We start from the raw sequence: 15,132 nt of genomic DNA, 5'->3' as shown, positions 1-15,132 counted from the left end.
GCCCGGCCTCCGGCACACCGTCCAGACCCGCACCCCAACAGGCCACACCTACCACTCCACCGCACCCCCACTGCCGGGAACTGCGCTTCTGGTAGATCCGCCTCGGGACAAGCCCGGAAGCGGGCAGCAGTGTAGAACTCCGTCCAGGTACCAGGTAAGGCCGGTCCCCTGGATGACTGACGTAGAGTTCTGGGACTCAGGGCTTGGGTGTGGGGTTGGGCCCGATCATCGATGGCGGAGGGCCGGGGAAGGGTGCTGCCGGGTACAGCGGCGCCACCTTCAGCATGTAGTTCGCCCACTGCGGTCCTGCGATCATGTAGCCGTCAAGCCGCGGGTAGAACGTCCCGTTGATGGTGACGTTCTGGCCCGGGCGTTTCTGGCTTTCAAGGGGGTCCCCGAAGAAGGAGGCGGTGGACAGCCCGCTCGTGTAACCGACGATCCAGGTTGCCCCGTTGTTGTTGGACGTGCCGGTCTTGGCGGCCGTCGGCCACTTGTCGTGGACCTTGGGGTTGATCCAGAAACCCGAACCCCTCACCAGCACGTCCTGCAGCACCGAATTGACGCCCCGCGCCACGTCCGGCTTGACGGCATCCCGGCACTCGACTCCTTGCGCCGGCAGCTTGCCGCCCGCTGCGTCGGTGATCTCTACCAGTGCGATCGGGGCGCAGTAGCGGCCGTCATTGGCGAAGGTCGCGAAAGCGTTCGCCATATGCAGCGGAGCCACGTTGGTGGCACCGAGCAGGTTGCCCAGTTGGTGCATGTTGATCGGCGACCCGTCCAGCCCGTTGTGCAGGCCCACGCTGTCCACCATCTTCTGGATGCCGCAGAAATCCAGCTGCGCGGCTGATGCGAAGGTGGCCGTGTTGATGGAGTTGTACAGGCCATAGTTGATGGGCATCTTCCGGTAGAAGCCCTCTTCGGAATTCTGCAGGTCATCCGCGGCGCCCAGCTCGGGGTTATTCTGCGCCGTGCTGTAGGCGCCCAGCACCCTGCCGCAGCTCGACCGCCACGGGAAGCCCAGCGGATAGACGCGCCGTGAGGCGTCCACCTCCGCTGTCAGCGGCTTGCCCTCGTTCAACCACTGGGCAAACGTGAACGGCTTCATGGTGGAACCGGTCTGGAACCCGCCCGCACCATTCAGGTTGTTGCCCTGGGGATCCTTGGCATCCACATTGAAGTTCAGGTGGGTGTCGAACTTGCCCGGCTCCGCCAGGAACACCGTGTTCTGGGCCATGGCCAGGATCTTGCCGGTTCCCGGCTGGACCGTGACCAGCGCGGCGCCCCACCGGTCGGGGTTGGCCCCGGCCGTGCCGTCCACCTGCGCCTGGGCAGCGGCCTGCAACCGGCTGTCCAGCGTGGTGATGATGGTCAGGCCGCCGCGATACAGTTTTCGCTGGCGTTCGGCCTCATTCTGGCCGAAGGCTGGATTGTTCAGGATCAGGTGTGAGACGTAGTCGCAGAAGTATGGGGCCATGCTGGCGTTCGCGCAGCCCTGCCGCTCCGGACTGATCTTGAGTTCAATCGGGGTGGCAACCGCCTGGTCGTGCTCGGCCTGGGTGATCTTGCCCAGTGTGAGCATTTCGCCCAGTACCTGATTGCGGCGGGCCATGGACTTGTCCGGGTTGATGGCCGGGTTGTAGAACGTGGGGCTGTTCACCAGTCCGGCCAGCAAAGCCGCCTGGGGGAGGGTGAGGTCCTTGGCGGTGGTGCTGAAGAAATAGTGTGCGGCGGCCTCAATGCCGTAGGCGTCGCTGTTGAAGAACACGATGTTCAGGTAGCCCTCAAGGATCTGCTCCTTGCTGAACTTCTTCTCCAGGGCGATGGCGAGCTTCATCTCCCGCAGCTTGTCGCCCATGTCCTTCTGGCCGCTGAGGACCACCTCGTCAGGCCGGTCCTGCGACACCCGCGACTCATTGATGACATTGGTGACGTACTGCTGCGTGATGGTGGAAGCGCCCTGCTGCTCGCCCCTGGTCAGGTTGGCCACTACTGCACGGAGGATGCCTTGCGGGTCCACGCCGGCATGGTCGTAGAACCTGCTGTCCTCGATGGCGATGACGGCGTCCTTGATGTACGGCGACATCTGGTCCAGCGGAATCCGGACGCGGTTCTCCGCATAGAACGTGGCAATCGTCTGGCCGTCGGAGGTCAGCACCTTGGTGGACTGCGACGGCGGCTCGACGGTCAGCTCCTCGGGCAGGCTTTCAAAGAACCCGATGGAGTTGCTGACGCCGAATCCTGCGGCGGCTATTGCCGGGACCACCAGGCTGGCCACCAGGACGCCGCACATGGCGCTCGCGGCCAGGAACCCCAGGATTCGTCCCACGGCGCTGCCTTCGCCGCGCCTGCGCTTCCGTTTTTTCGCCATTCTTCAGCCCTCGGAGCTTGGAGGTGTGAAAAGACTACGCCCGGGTAGGTGGGTCTTCCAGAGCCAGGCAGATCAGGATTTGGTCACAGTTGTTCCTTGACGGGCGATAGTTACCGACATATCGTTAACTATCGCTGAAGAGGTCAGTGAAAACGACTTCCTTGGAAAGGACGATCCATCATGAAGGGTGTTTCTGACGAAAAATTCCCCCACCGCGAAGCCGGCAGGGGCAGGTTTGAACGGGGAAGGGGCCACCGCGGGCCGCACGGCCACCGCGGCGGCGGATCCGGCCCGGGCTTTGGACCCGGTTTCGGCCCGGGCTTCGTGCCCGGTTTTGGTCCGGGCTTCGGCCGCGGTCCGAGGCGGGCTAACCGCGGCGATGTCCGCGCGGCCATCCTCTCGCTCCTGGCCGAGTCTCCGTCGAATGGTTACGGGTTGATCAAGACCATCGCCGAAAAGACGGACGGCGCCTGGCGCCCGAGCCCCGGGTCCATCTATCCGACGCTGCAGCAGCTCGTGGACGAGGGCCTCATCGAGGCGCTGAGCGAAGGGCGCGGCACCGAGTTTGCCCTGACCGACGCGGGCAGGGCCTACGTTGCAGAGCACGCCGAGGAAATGGAGAATGCGTGGAACGCCGGCCCGGACAGCTCGGACCGGGAATTCCACCAGAGCATCGGCAAGCTGATGGGCGTCATCCACCAGTTCCGCAGCGGCGTCTCCGAGGAGCAGCGTGCGGCAGCCATCGAAAAGCTGGATGAAACCCGCCGGGCCCTGTACAAGATCCTGGCGGACTAGGACAGGGAAGCCCGGCGGCTCGGCACCCTAGGCGAAGGAATCTTCCTTGGCCCGCTGTCCAACAGCGTTCCCGGCTGTACCGTGGGGGTCGGCGGAACCAGACCGGAGCGGGTTGAACCCGGCGCCCAGCTCACCGAAGGCGTAGGCGCTCTCTGCGTGCTCGGACAGGTCCACGCCGGCAGTCTCGGCTTCGTGGCTGACCCGGAACCCGATGGTCTTGTTGATCGCCCGGCCGATGACCAGGGTGCCGAGTCCGGAGAGCAGCATGGTGACGACGACGGCCGCCGTCTGGGCGATGAGTTGCTGGACGCCGCCGCCGTAGAAGAGTCCGCCGCCCTGGCCGTCAACGGGCAGGGCGATGAAGCCAAGTGCCAGGGTGCCGATGAGCCCGGCACCGAGGTGGACGCCCACCACATCCAGGGAGTCGTCCAGGCCGAACCGGTATTTGAGGTCGACGAAGACGGCGCAGGCCGCACCGGCCACCAGGCCCAGGCCGATTGCGGCCACCGGGCTGATGTTGGCGCAGGACGGGGTGATGGCCACAAGCCCGGCCACCACGCCTGATGCCGCACCCAGGGACGTGGGGTGGCCGTGCCGGATCTTCTCCGTGACCAGCCAGCTCAGCATGGCCGCGGCCGGGGTAACCAGCGTGTTCACCCAGATCAGGCCTGCCTGCTCCGCGGTGGTGGCGGCGCCGCCGTTGAAGCCGAACCAGCCGAACCAGAGGATGGCGGCACCCAGCATGATGAAAGGCACGTTGTGCGGGCGGTGGTTCGGGTCCTTGGCGAAGCCGTGCCGCTGCCCGACGATGAGGGCGAGGACCAGGGCTGCTGTTCCGGAGCTGATCTCCACCACGGCGCCGCCGGCGAAATCGATGACCTGGCCGAAGATGGCGGTGAGGGCACCGCCCGGGCTCAGGAGGCCGCCGCCCCAGATCATGTAGGCGAGCGGGCAGTAGACCACCGTGATCCACAGCGGCACGAACAGCGCCCAGGCGCCGAACTTCGCCCGGTCCGCGATGGCGCCGCTGATCAGGGCCACCGTGATGATGGCGAACGTGGAGCTGAAACCAGCTTGATCAGGTCCGGGGAGCCCATCAGGTTCTGCAGTCCGAAGCTGGTGAAGGGGTTGCCGAAGAGGCCCAGCACGCCGTCGCCGGTGGTCATCGAGTAGCCCCACAGGACCCACACCACCCCGACGATGCCGGCGGAAATGAAGCTCATCATGATCATGTTGAGGGCCGCTTTGGCGCGCGTCATGCCGCCGTAGAAAAGACCCAGTCCCGGAGTCATCAGCAGTACCATGGCGGCCGACATCATCAGCCAGACGTGTTGGGCAGAAATTTCCACCAGCGGTCCCTTCGCGCAAGATCCTCCCGGGACGATCCTGACGTCCCGGCAATTCCCCCGGGGACCAATCTTTCGTTGCCTGTGTTTCGGTTACCGCCCTGGAAAGTTGCGGCGAGGTTACACAAACCGCTTCGGCGTGAAGTTCGCGTGTCGAAGATGTTTCCGCCGTGTTAACGGGCACCCTTCCGGCTGCGCGGGAAAAGGCGTGCACGGCTCTCCCGGCCCGGAACGGCGGGGAAGTGCCGGGGGAGAAGGTGAGGAACGCCGTCGAACGCTTCCTGCCGCCACGTTTCCTGTCCGTGAACGGCGGCTCACTGCTGTTGGCTAGAACTGCCGGGCGTTGGTGAGGACCGGGAGCTTGGCGCGAATCTCGTCAACCGAGGAGGGATCGATGTCCACGACGGCGAGTTCGGGCTTGCCGCCGAGCGCTGCCAGGGCGGAGCCCAGCGGGGAGATGACGGCGCTGTGGCCGATGCCGGTGGGGGCGCTGCCGGCCGGTCCCGCACCGATGGTCTCGGGGTCGCCCTGGCCGCAGGCCACCACGAAGGTGGTGCTGTCCAGTGCCCGGGCGCGGATCAGGAGGTCCCACTGTTCCGCCTTCCCTTCACCGGCACCCCAGGAGGCGCACACGATGTTCACCTGGGCCCCGGCCTTCGCGTTGGCCGTGAACAGTGCCGGAAACCGGACGTCGTAGCACGTGGCCAGGCCGAAAACTGTTCCGTTCACCTCGAACGTGACGGGGCTTTCCCCGGCGTCCACGGTCTTGGACTCCGTGAAGCCGAAGGCGTCGAAAAGGTGGACCTTGTCATAGGACGTGTCCACGCCGGGGCCGGTTACCAGCAGGGTGTTGCGGACCCGGCCGTCCTTCCCGGGAGTGAACATCCCCGCCGCCACCACGATCTCCAGCTCCCTGGCGATGCTTCGGACCTTATCGGCCCACGGCCCGTCCAGAGGTTCCGCAATGTCCCGCAGGGAGTGGCCGAAAGCCCGCATCGCCGCCTCGGGAAAGACCACCAGTTCCGCGCCGGCCGCCTTGGCCTGTGCGGCGTAGTCCCGGATCAGTTCCAGGTTGGCTGCCGGGTCAGCACTGCTGACGATCTGAGCGACTGCGAGACGCATGGATGAACTCCAATCTGGTGCCCGCGGGGCAGGTGCGCGCTAGGCGGGGGGCATCCCCAGCTTAGCGAGCTACTGCTTGTAGCCCTCCACCTCGCTGACGGGCCGCGCCTCGGCCTCGTTGGGGTTCTCCCCGGACTCCGATTTGGCCCTGCGCTGCCGCAGCAGGTCCCAGCACTGGTCCAGGCTTTCCTCCACCTGCTTAAGCCGGGCCTGGTCCGGCACCTGGCCGTCGCCCGCCGCCTCGCGGAGGGAATGCTCCTCCTCCACCAGGGCCTGGATGCGCGCCAAAATATCCTGATCGTTCACGGTTTCCCCTCATTCCCTTGCAGGTCCCTCTGGTCCCCTCAGGGTACGTAGTCGCTGCAGAACCCACCACCCCCTGCGCGGTACCATCAGGTTCATGCCCACTGTGCTCGATATGGCAGGTCCAATCCTGGAAATGCTGACCTGGATGTGCCTGCCCACCGGCCTGGGCCTGCTGTTCTACACCGGGTTCCTCCGCCGCTTCGTGCACCCCTGGGCAGTGGCCGACGCCGTGGTGTACTCGGACAGCACCGGCGTGGGTTTCCGCTGGCTGGACCGGAAGCAGCAGGTGCACCGGGCACCCATGTCGCCGCACGACATCAAGCACCTTTCCGAGGGCGATACGCTGCCCATTTACTACCATCCGAAGCGTCCCACCCAATGGCAGACTGCGGAGCCGGAGGAGGCCGGCCGGACGGCTGCGGTGCTGGGCCGCGTGCTGACCGGCATCGGGGCGGTGGCCCTGCTGGCCGGTTTTGTCCTGCCGATGTTCTGAAACGTACGCCGGCAGCTAGGCGGCGAGGACCACGCCGATGCCCAAGGCGCCCAGCACAACCCCAGCGAAGGCCGTCCACAGCACTGCGGTGATGTCGGCGTCGACGTTTTCCCTGGCTATGCCATGGGAGCTGGTGCTGTAGCGCCGGCGCTGGGTGAGGTAGATAGCCAGTGCGGCCGCCGAGGAAACTGCGAACAGCAGCAGGATGGGGAATCCGTGCGCCGGAAGCCATCGCAGGAAAATTGCGCTGACGGTCACCAGCGCCATCATGGTGCGGCCCCACGCAAGGCTGGTCCGTTCCGGCTGCAGGCCGGGATCACCGTGGGGACCGGGGCGGGAACGTGCCATCCGTCAGCGCCAGAGGATGAAGACAAGCACGACGGCGGCCGCCAGGGCGCCTGCCGCCGCAAGCAGCGGCACAATGAGGGGCAGCGGCAGGGGTGCCTTGTTGCGCATGCTGCGTTCCACCCGGAGCCAACGTACCGCCGCCCCGGCGCTGAGCAGCATGCCGAGCAGTAGCAGCACAATGGCCAGGCCCTTGCGGACCGGCTCCAGGAACAGGTCGGCGGTGAACGCCTCGATGGCGATGCCGCCCGCCAGCAGCGCCAGGGATGTGCGGATCCAGGCGAGGAAGGTGCGCTCGTTGGCGAGGGTGAACCGGGGGTCCGGCTCTTCCCCGCCCGGCAGCAGCCGCTCGGCGATCCTTCCGCGCGACGGCGGTGAAGGTTCGCTGGATGCTGGCTGCGAGTTGGTCACGGTGCCAGTTTAGGCGGTGCGGCCGGACCTCCTTTAACTGCCGCTCCGCGGCGCGAACATGATCACGGCCACGCCCAGCAGGCAGATGAGGGAACCTGCGACGTCCCAGCGGTCCGGCCGGAAACCGTCGAAGATCATGCCCCAGGCGAGCGAACCGGCAACGAACACGCCACCGTAGGCTGCCAGGATCCGGCCAAAGTGGGCGTCCGGCTGCAGGGTTGCCACAAAGCCGTAGGCGCCCAGGGCGATGACGCCCAGCCCTGCCCACCACCAGTCCTTGCCCTCACGCACGGATTGCCACACAAGCCAGGCGCCGCCAATCTCCGCCGCAGCTGCCGGGGTGAACAGCAGGACAGTCTTGCCGATAGTTAATGTCGCGTCAGGAGTACCCACGCAGCCATCATGCCAGCCGGGAATGCCGCCGGGGTCCCGGAGGTTGGGGACAGGTATGGAGCGCATTGGATTCTTGTCATTCGGCCACTGGGGTCCCGGCCAGGGCTCCCGCACCCGGACCGCCGGTGAGGCGCTGCTCCAGGGCATCGAGCTGGCCGTCGCCGCGGAGGAGCTTGGTGTGGACGGCGCGTACTTCCGTGTCCACCACTTCGCCCGTCAGCAGGCCTCCCCATTCCCACTGCTATCCGCCATCGCGGCGCGTACCAGCCGGATCGAAATCGGCACCGGGGTGATCGACATGCGCTACGAAAACCCCCTCTACATGGCCGAAGAGGCAGCAGCCGCCGACCTGATCAGCGGCGGCCGGCTTCAGCTCGGCATCAGCCGAGGTTCACCCGAGCCGGCCCGGCAGGGCGCGTCAGCCTTCGGCTATTTGCCGGAACCGGGTGAGACCGACGCCGATATGGCCCGGCGCCACACGGCCCTTTTCCGGAAGGCGGTCAGCGGCGCCGGCGTGGCCGAGGCTGATCCGCGGTACGCCGGGGGTGCCACCGGGTTGTTGCCGGTCCAGCCCCAGTCGCCCGGCCTCGCCGAACGCATCTGGTGGGGAGCAGGGAGCCGCAAGACCGCCGTCTGGGCTGCCGAGCAGGGCATGAACCTGATGAGTTCCACCCTGCTGACGGAGGACACCGGCGTTCCGTTCCACGAACTGCAGGCCGAGCAGATTCGGCTCTTCCGGGACGCCTGGGCCGCGGCCGGCCACCGGCGCGAACCCCGGATCTCCGTCAGCCGCAGCGTGCTGCCCATCGTGGATGCCGAGGACAGCCGCTACTTCGCGGGGAGCGCCTTGCGGGACAGCCGGGACCAGGTGGGGATCATCGATGGGCTCACCGCCAGGTTCGGCAAGAGCTATGTGGGCGAACCCGACCAGTTGGCAGAAGCGCTGGCTGCCGATTCAGCCGTCCAGGCGGCGGACACCCTGCTGCTGACGGTCCCCAACCAGCTGGGAGTGGAGTTCAACGCCAAACTTTTAGGCAACGTGGCCAGGCATATAGCCCCGGCGCTGGGATGGGCCCCTCCCGCTCCTGACCGGCCGTAAAACTCCGCACCCGCTCGGAAGAAACTTGTGCCCGGGTGGCTCTTCTGGTTATACACTAAGCATGCTTACTGAGTTGCGATGGAACCATCCATGGACGCCAGCCGTTACTCTTAAAGTGCGGCTTGGGGGCTTAGCGCCCATTTACAGCGTGACTGCGGAACGGTCATATGACGGAGAGAGAGAAATATGGCTCGCGCCGCTCTAGGCTTAATCGCATGATCCGGCTACGACAGCTGGCCCAGGCGGCCTCAGTACTCACCACGCCACTGGCGCCCGAGGACATCCTTGCGTTGTTCAACCCGGTGTACTCCGCCCGCCAGCTGCGCGGCGTGGTCACGCGCGTGGTGCAGGAAACTGCGCAGTCTGCCACCATCTTCTTCCGGCCCGGGCGCGGCTGGCACTCGCACCTCGCAGGCCAGTGGGCCCGCATCGGCGTCGAACTCGACGGCGTCCGGCACTGGCGCTCCTATTCCCTGAGCGCCCCGGCGGGCAAGGATCCGGCCATCACCGTCACGGATGTCGGTGCCGTGTCCGGCACGCTGGTGCGCACCACCCGTCCCGGCGATGTCCTCTTCCTGGCACCCCCGCAGGGCGACTTCGTTCTCCCGGAGCACCCCCGGCCCCTGCTGATGGTCACGGCGGGCAGCGGCATCACTCCGGTGATGTCCATGATCCGCACGCTTGTGCCGCGGCGCCCGGATGCCGACGTCGTGCTGGTCCACTCGGCCAAGACTCCCGGCGACAGCCTGTTCCGTGAGGAGCTCGCCGAGCTCGCAGACCAGTTCCCCAACTTCCGGCTTGCCCACTGGTTTACCGGTGAGCAGGGCCGCATGGACCTGACCAGCACAGACCAGCTGGACGAGCTCTGCCCGGACTGGAAGGAACGCGCAGCCTACGCCTGTGGTCCGGACAGCTTCCTGGACGACGCCGAGGCCCTTTGGAAGCGTGCCGCGCTCACCACGGCGGCCCCCGGCTCCGAGGTAGCGGTGGCCGGTACCACCGGCAACCTGATGATCGAACGGTTCAATACCACCTTCAACCTCGGCGTGGGGCACGACGGCGGCGTGGTCACCTTCGAAACGTCCGACCGGGAAGTGGAAGCCGACGGCGACACCCCCCTCCTGGACGTGGGCGAGGACGCCGGAATCCTGATGCCCAGCGGCTGCCGGATGGGCATCTGCCACAGCTGCCTCACCCCGCTCCGGGCCGGCCAGGTCCGCGACCTCCGCACCGGGGAAGTCCACGGCGAACCCGGCCAACTGATCCAAACGTGTGTCTCGGCAGCCGCCGGACCCGTCAACCTCGAACTCTGAGGAGCACCAGGTATGTCTGTAATCTCACCCAGCAAAACCACTCCCGCATCCACCAAAGGCAGCGCCGCCGGCGGGTCCAGGACGCGCCCCGGAAAGCTGGCTGAGTCCGGCAGCCCCACCGTCCGGCCGCCTGCAGCGGCGCACCTGAGCGACGAGCAGGTGGCGGAGCTGGGCCGTGAACTCGACGCCATCCGCGACGAGATCCTGGCCAAGCGCGGCGCCGAGGACGCGGCCTACATCCGCCGGATGATCAAGATCCAGCGCGGACTGGAGATCTCCGGCCGCGCAGCGCTGCTGGTCAGCAAGAACAAGGCCGCCTGGGTTACCGGAACCACGCTGCTGAGCCTGGCCAAGATCCTGGAGAACATGGAGATCGGGCACAACGTCCTGCACGGCCAGTGGGACTGGATGCGCGATCCGGACATCCACTCCACCACCTGGGAGTGGGACTTCGTCACGCCTTCGCGCTCCTGGCAGCACACGCACAACGACCTGCACCACCGCTGGACCAACGTGGTGGGCAAGGACAACGACGTCGGATACAACCTCCTGCGCATGGACGAACAGCAGCCGTGGAAGCCCGTCAACCTGGCCAACCCGCTGTTCAACGCCATCCTGGCGCCTCTCTTCGAGTGGGGCATCGCCATCTACGACCTCGAACTGACCGAGTACAAGGAAGGCACGAAGTCCAAGGAGGCCCTGCTCAAGGACCTCAAGGCTTTGGGCAAGAAGGTGGTCACGCAGTTCACCAAGGACTACGCCGCCACCCCCGCCGTGGCCATGCTGACCGGCTCCGGCAAGCAGGCCCTCTACGGCACCATCGCGGCCAACGCGATCCGCAACGTCTGGGCGCACGCGGTAATCTTCTGCGGCCACTTCCCCGAAGGCACGGACACCTTCACTGAGGAAATGGTGGAAGGCGAAACCCGCGGCGACTGGTACGTCCGCCAGATGATCGGCTCGGCCAACATCTCGGGCTCGAAGTTCATGCACATCATGACCGGCAACCTGTCGCACCAGATCGAGCACCACCTGTTCCCGGACCTGCCCTCCAGCCGCTACGCCGAGGTGGCCCCGCGCGTCCGCGAAATCTGCCAGCGCTACGGGCTCAAGTACACCACCGGGCCGCTGATCAAGCAGGTGGGATCCTCCTGGGCCAAGGTCTTCAAGCTGGCACTGCCGGGCAAGACGGCCACGGCCTAACCACCGCGCCGCCTGTCCAACGCGCACTGAAGGAACCTCCGGTTCCGGGACCACCCGGAACCGGAGGTTTTTTGTCCCACCACCGACGCTCTCCCACTTCCTGCATGTCTTCGGCCGACGCTCTCCAACCTCCCGGGCAGGCGCGCATAATTGATCCCACAGCCGCCGCGGCCTACGGAGGAATCATGCGGTTCTTGGGAGCACTTCTTGTCATCTGGCTGCTCATCGGCGGCGTGGCCGCATGGCAGCGCGGCTACTTCAGCGGAGCACCGGATAACTGTGCCGAGGCGGGAACCGTGCTCGTCACCATCGTGGCCGGGCCCTTGAACTACATGGGGGTCAACCCGCAAATCTCCTGTGAACTGCCCCAGCCATCGCAGTAGCAGGTTCGGCGCCGAACGCCATCCGCGGCCCTAGAGTAGGGAGTGCGCGGGCGCCGCACAACGGTGCCCGCTCCGACCAGCCTCGAAAGGAATCTGCCCGTTATGGCTTTCATCACCGTTGGGACCGAGAACAGCACCGACATCGAGCTTTACTACGAGGACCACGGCTCGGGCCAGCCAGTTGTGCTGATCCACGGCTACCCCCTGGACGGCTCGTCCTGGGAAAAGCAGACAGCGGCGCTGCTGGACGCCGGTTACCGGGTCATCACGTATGACCGCCGCGGCTTCGGCAAGTCAAGCAAGCCCACCGAAGGCTACGACTACGACACCTTCGCTGCCGACCTCAACGGGCTGCTGACCACGCTGGACCTGAACGACGTGGTGCTGGTGGGCTTCTCCATGGGCACCGGCGAGGTGGCGCGCTACCTGGCACCTACGGTTCCGCCCGCGTGGCCCGCGCCGCCTTCCTCGGATCCCTGCAGCCGTTCCTGCTCAAGACCGACGACAACCCGGACGGCGTCCCGCAGGAAGTCTTCGACGGCCTGATGGAAGCGGTGACGGCGGACCGCTACGCCTTCTTTACCGGGTTCTTCAAGAACTTCTACAACTCCGACACCTTCCTTGGCACCCCCCGGCTCAGCCAGGAAGCCGTCAACGCGAGCTGGAACCTTGCCGCCGGCGCGGGTGCCACCGCATCCGTTGCCGCCCAGCCCACCTGGCTCACGGACTTCCGGGCGGACATCCCCAAGATCGACGTTCCCGCGCTCATCCTGCACGGCACCGCGGACAAGATCCTCCCCATTGACTCCACCGGCCGGCTGTTCGCGAAGGCTCTGCCCAGCGCGGAGTACGTGGAGATCGAGGGAGCCCCGCACGGCCTGCTCTGGACCCATGGCGCCGAGGTGAACGAAGCACTGCTCAACTTCCTCGCCAAATAGGGTTCAAGCGCCACCGGCGGCACGGATGCTCTATCAGATAACGCTCCTAAACCCAGGTTTTAGGAGCCAAATCTGATAGAGCAACGTTCGTGCGGGTGTACCGGCGGGGGGTTTACCAGCGGGGGCCGCTGCCTCCGCCCGGGCCCTGCTCGGCAGTGTATTCGCCGGCCGTGACGGTGCCCTGTTCCGTGGCGCCGTCCAGGGACCCCTCGCCGATGCCCGCACTCACGGTGGCGGTGCCGCCGGTGTAGACGGTGTACCCTTCCCCGGCAGTGATCGCGGCGGAGGAAAACACCAGCGACGCCGTCGCCTTGGTGGTCACGAAGGCAGCCACCACGGTGCCGGACGGGTCTGCCACCTGGATGACCGTGCCGGCCGGAACCGAGGACCCCAGCGTCACTTGGACGCCCGACTGGGTGGATGATTCGCCCGGGGTGACCACCATGCCGGCGCTGCCGGCCGCGGCAACAGTTCCGCCGGTAACAGCGAGTTCGCCGTTCACGTCCAACGCCCCGTTGCCGTTGTTCGTGGGGCCGTTGACAACAACGGTGCCGCCGGAGATGCTGGCGTTCCCGTTGGAGTCCAGCCCGTCGCCCTGTGAGTTGATGGTCAGCAGCCCGCCGGTCACCTCCACGGTGTAGTCGCCCACCTCCATGCTGCCCCCGCCCATGCCGCCGCCCGCTCCCTGGCCCGACGCGGTGGTTGTGCTGCCGCCCGAGGCGTTCACGCCGTCGTCGTTGGCCGTGACGGAGGCGGTTCCGCCGGCCATGACGATGTGCTGCGCCTCCAGGCCCTCCTCGGACTCCTCCACGGTGGTGTTGCCCGCGGCGATGGTGAGGGTGTTGTAGGCCTTGATGCCGTCGTCACCGGCGGAAACACTGAGGGTGCCGCCGTTGACCAGCACCCAGCCGCGGCCCTCGTCCTCCTCGTTGTCGGACTTGAAGCCGTCGCCCGCCACGCTGACCTGGTACGCGCCGTCCAGCAGCACCGCGTAGTCCTTGCCCACGATGCCGTCGTCCGCGGCGTCCACGGTGACAGTTCCGTCTGCCAGGACCAGGCCGTCCTTGGACGAGATGCCGTCGTTGTAGTTGCCGTCCACGGTGAGGGTGCCCGTGCCCGCGATGGTGAGGTCGGCCATGGAATACAGGGCGGCATTCGGGGCGTCCGTTCCCTGGTCGGCGTAGGTTGCTGCGTCCGTGAGCGAGCTGCTGGTCCCGTCCGCCAGGTAGACGATGGCTTCGTCTGCGCTCTGCACCACGAAGGGTGAGCCCGTGAAGCTGGTGACGCTGGCGCCGTCGAGGATGATCCGGACCGTGTCCTCCTCGGCGGCGGCCACCACGATCTGCCCGTCCGCCAGGGAGCCGCTGAGCCGGTAGGTGCCGGCGGCGCTGATGGTGACTGTATCGCCGTCGACCGTCACCGCGTCCGGGGAGCCCGACGCGACGGAGCTGGCACCGTCGGCGAGGGTCACGGCAACCTCGGCGGCGGCGTCCCAGGTGAGGTCGTCGGCGTCGTAGTGGGTGTCCGCGGCGAGGGTGTCCAGCGATACCGCCTGTGTTGTCCCGGTGGCGGCGGAGGAGGTGCCGGTGGCGCTGACAGCGGAAACACCGGTGGAGGTGCTGCCAGCCACGGAGCAGCCGGCGAGGCCGACGGCGAGGGTGAGGGCGGCGACGGAAAGGTAGGAGCGGAGGCTTTTCATGGAAGTGTCCTTTGGAATGGTGGAGGAACAGGGGGAAGTGTGGCGGGGCTCAGGGTTTCAGGGATCAGGGTGCGGGCCGGAGCGCCATGGTGCGGCAGAGCGTCCGGTGCCAGCGGTTGGCGGGGAGGCCCGGCCGGAGGGCCGCCATCCCGGTGGCGAATTTGGAGATCCGGGAGGGCCTGACGCCGTTGGCCCAAAGGTGCCGGTCCAGGGGGCCGGCCGTGGAGCCCGACTTCGTTTCGAGGATGACGGCGTCGGCCAGGACCCAGGCCGGTTCGCCGGGGCACTGCCAGGTGACGCCGGTATCGACCGTTGCCCGGCTGCCGGATTCCGGCAGGTACAGCGTGGTGCGGTGGTAGCGGGTTTCGATGACCGGCTCCAGCGCACCTGCCGGGACTGACCCTACGGCCGCGGCCAGTGTTTCCCGGACATACTCCAGGCCTTCTGCGGTGAGCCGGGAGCGGTCTTCGAGCTGGTACGGGATCCGTTCCTTGACGGTCGCTTCCCGGGCGCCTTCGGTCTTGACTTCCAGGAAGCTCATGGCACTGTCCACGTAGGTCCGGGTGCGGATCTTGTACCTGCGGCGCCGGCCGTGGGCTGCCAGCAGGTAGCTGTCCAGGGTGGCGGTGTCGAAGTAGACGGAGTCGTAGGCGAAACTGCGGGATCCCTCCATCTCCAGGACCCTCATCCCGGTGCCGGCAGTGGCCAGCAGTTCACGGGCCAGGCGGGTGGGGACAACGTATTTGCGGTCCACCCGGGTCTGGAGGGCGGCCTCGCTGTTGAGCTCCTCCAGTCCAATGGCCGGCAGGAGGTGGAGGTTGCCGACGGCGGCCGTTGCCTTGGTGCTCATGCCGCACCTGCCTGGGCGTGTGCGGGGGCTTGGGCGTGTGCGGGGGCATGGGCCGGCGCGGGGGCAGC

The 15,132-nt window shown here is 66.8% G+C and carries 14 protein-coding genes and 2 pseudogenes; 7 read left to right on the top strand and 9 right to left on the bottom strand.

Annotated features, from left to right (window positions below; all coding sequences use genetic code 11):
• Positions 1-196: 196 nt before the first annotated feature.
• Entirely contained in the window at positions 197-2,368 is a 2,172-nt protein-coding gene (locus tag G205_RS12840; RefSeq protein ID WP_009358346.1) for a transglycosylase domain-containing protein, read from the bottom strand.
• A gap of 180 nt (positions 2,369-2,548) precedes the next feature.
• Here G205_RS12840 and G205_RS12835 point away from each other — a divergent pair, with 180 nt between their 5' ends.
• Positions 2,549-3,163, top strand: a complete 615-nt coding sequence (locus tag G205_RS12835; RefSeq protein ID WP_009358345.1) for a PadR family transcriptional regulator — start codon at positions 2,549-2,551, stop codon at positions 3,161-3,163.
• 27 nt (positions 3,164-3,190) lie between these two features.
• Here G205_RS12835 and G205_RS12830 read toward each other — a convergent pair.
• From G205_RS12830 to G205_RS12820, 3 genes and pseudogenes are all read right to left on the bottom strand, one after another.
• Positions 3,191-4,512: pseudogene (locus G205_RS12830) on the bottom strand (ammonium transporter).
• Positions 4,513-4,836: 324 nt separating this feature from the next.
• The gene (locus tag G205_RS12825) at positions 4,837-5,631 is read right to left on the bottom strand and encodes a carbon-nitrogen hydrolase family protein (protein WP_009358344.1); all 795 of its coding nucleotides are present in this window, start codon (positions 5,629-5,631) and stop codon (positions 4,837-4,839) included.
• Positions 5,632-5,700: 69 nt separating this feature from the next.
• Positions 5,701-5,937 carry a DUF2630 family protein gene (locus G205_RS12820; protein ID WP_009358343.1) on the bottom strand — a complete coding sequence of 79 codons (237 nt, stop codon included), beginning with the start codon at positions 5,935-5,937 and terminating at the stop codon, positions 5,701-5,703.
• A 94-nt stretch (positions 5,938-6,031) separates the two neighbouring features.
• On the opposite strand from G205_RS12820, the gene G205_RS12815 reads away from it, so the two are divergent.
• The gene (locus G205_RS12815; RefSeq protein WP_035752999.1) at positions 6,032-6,430 is read left to right on the top strand and encodes a hypothetical protein; all 399 of its coding nucleotides are present in this window, start codon (positions 6,032-6,034) and stop codon (positions 6,428-6,430) included.
• Between the two features lie 15 nt (positions 6,431-6,445).
• Here the strand turns inward: G205_RS12815 and G205_RS12810 are convergent, their stop codons facing one another.
• From G205_RS12810 to G205_RS12800, 3 genes are read right to left on the bottom strand one after another with little or no spacing between them, the layout of a single operon-like run.
• Positions 6,446-6,778 carry a DUF202 domain-containing protein gene (locus G205_RS12810; protein WP_009358341.1) on the bottom strand — a complete coding sequence of 111 codons (333 nt, stop codon included), beginning with the start codon at positions 6,776-6,778 and terminating at the stop codon, positions 6,446-6,448.
• A 3-nt stretch (positions 6,779-6,781) separates the two neighbouring features.
• A complete protein-coding gene (locus tag G205_RS12805) occupies positions 6,782-7,186 on the bottom strand; it encodes a YidH family protein (protein WP_009358340.1) in 405 nt (134 codons plus the stop codon).
• Positions 7,187-7,219: 33 nt separating this feature from the next.
• The gene (locus tag G205_RS12800) at positions 7,220-7,579 is read right to left on the bottom strand and encodes a YnfA family protein (protein ID WP_035752985.1); all 360 of its coding nucleotides are present in this window, start codon (positions 7,577-7,579) and stop codon (positions 7,220-7,222) included.
• A 55-nt stretch (positions 7,580-7,634) separates the two neighbouring features.
• Here G205_RS12800 and G205_RS12795 point away from each other — a divergent pair, with 55 nt between their 5' ends.
• The 5 genes and pseudogenes from G205_RS12795 (at position 7,635) to G205_RS12775 (ending at position 12,515) form a co-directional block, all read left to right on the top strand.
• Positions 7,635-8,678: an LLM class flavin-dependent oxidoreductase gene (locus tag G205_RS12795; RefSeq protein WP_035752983.1), complete on the top strand. Its 1,044-nt coding sequence runs from the start codon at positions 7,635-7,637 to the stop codon at positions 8,676-8,678.
• A 215-nt stretch (positions 8,679-8,893) separates the two neighbouring features.
• Positions 8,894-9,991: a ferredoxin reductase gene (locus tag G205_RS12790; protein ID WP_009358337.1), complete on the top strand. Its 1,098-nt coding sequence runs from the start codon at positions 8,894-8,896 to the stop codon at positions 9,989-9,991.
• 12 nt (positions 9,992-10,003) lie between these two features.
• Positions 10,004-11,194 carry a fatty acid desaturase family protein gene (locus G205_RS12785; RefSeq protein WP_009358336.1) on the top strand — a complete coding sequence of 397 codons (1,191 nt, stop codon included), beginning with the start codon at positions 10,004-10,006 and terminating at the stop codon, positions 11,192-11,194.
• A 185-nt stretch (positions 11,195-11,379) separates the two neighbouring features.
• The gene (locus tag G205_RS12780) at positions 11,380-11,577 is read left to right on the top strand and encodes a hypothetical protein (protein WP_009358335.1); all 198 of its coding nucleotides are present in this window, start codon (positions 11,380-11,382) and stop codon (positions 11,575-11,577) included.
• Between the two features lie 102 nt (positions 11,578-11,679).
• A pseudogene (locus G205_RS12775) lies at positions 11,680-12,515 on the top strand (alpha/beta fold hydrolase).
• A 112-nt stretch (positions 12,516-12,627) separates the two neighbouring features.
• Here G205_RS12775 and G205_RS12770 read toward each other — a convergent pair.
• Complete coding sequence (locus G205_RS12770; protein ID WP_009358334.1) at positions 12,628-14,214, bottom strand: carbohydrate-binding domain-containing protein; 1,587 nt, start codon at positions 14,212-14,214, stop codon at positions 12,628-12,630.
• A gap of 64 nt (positions 14,215-14,278) precedes the next feature.
• Entirely contained in the window at positions 14,279-15,064 is a 786-nt protein-coding gene (locus tag G205_RS12765; RefSeq protein WP_009358333.1) for a polyphosphate polymerase domain-containing protein, read from the bottom strand.
• Positions 15,065-15,132: the final 68 nt, after the last annotated feature.

The organism is Arthrobacter nitrophenolicus, assembly GCF_000332815.1.
In the GTDB taxonomy this organism is placed as follows: Bacteria; Actinomycetota; Actinomycetes; order Actinomycetales; family Micrococcaceae; genus Arthrobacter; species Arthrobacter nitrophenolicus.
The sequence above is the reverse complement of the archived record's forward strand: the minus strand, read 5'-3'. Positions and strand labels throughout refer to the sequence as shown.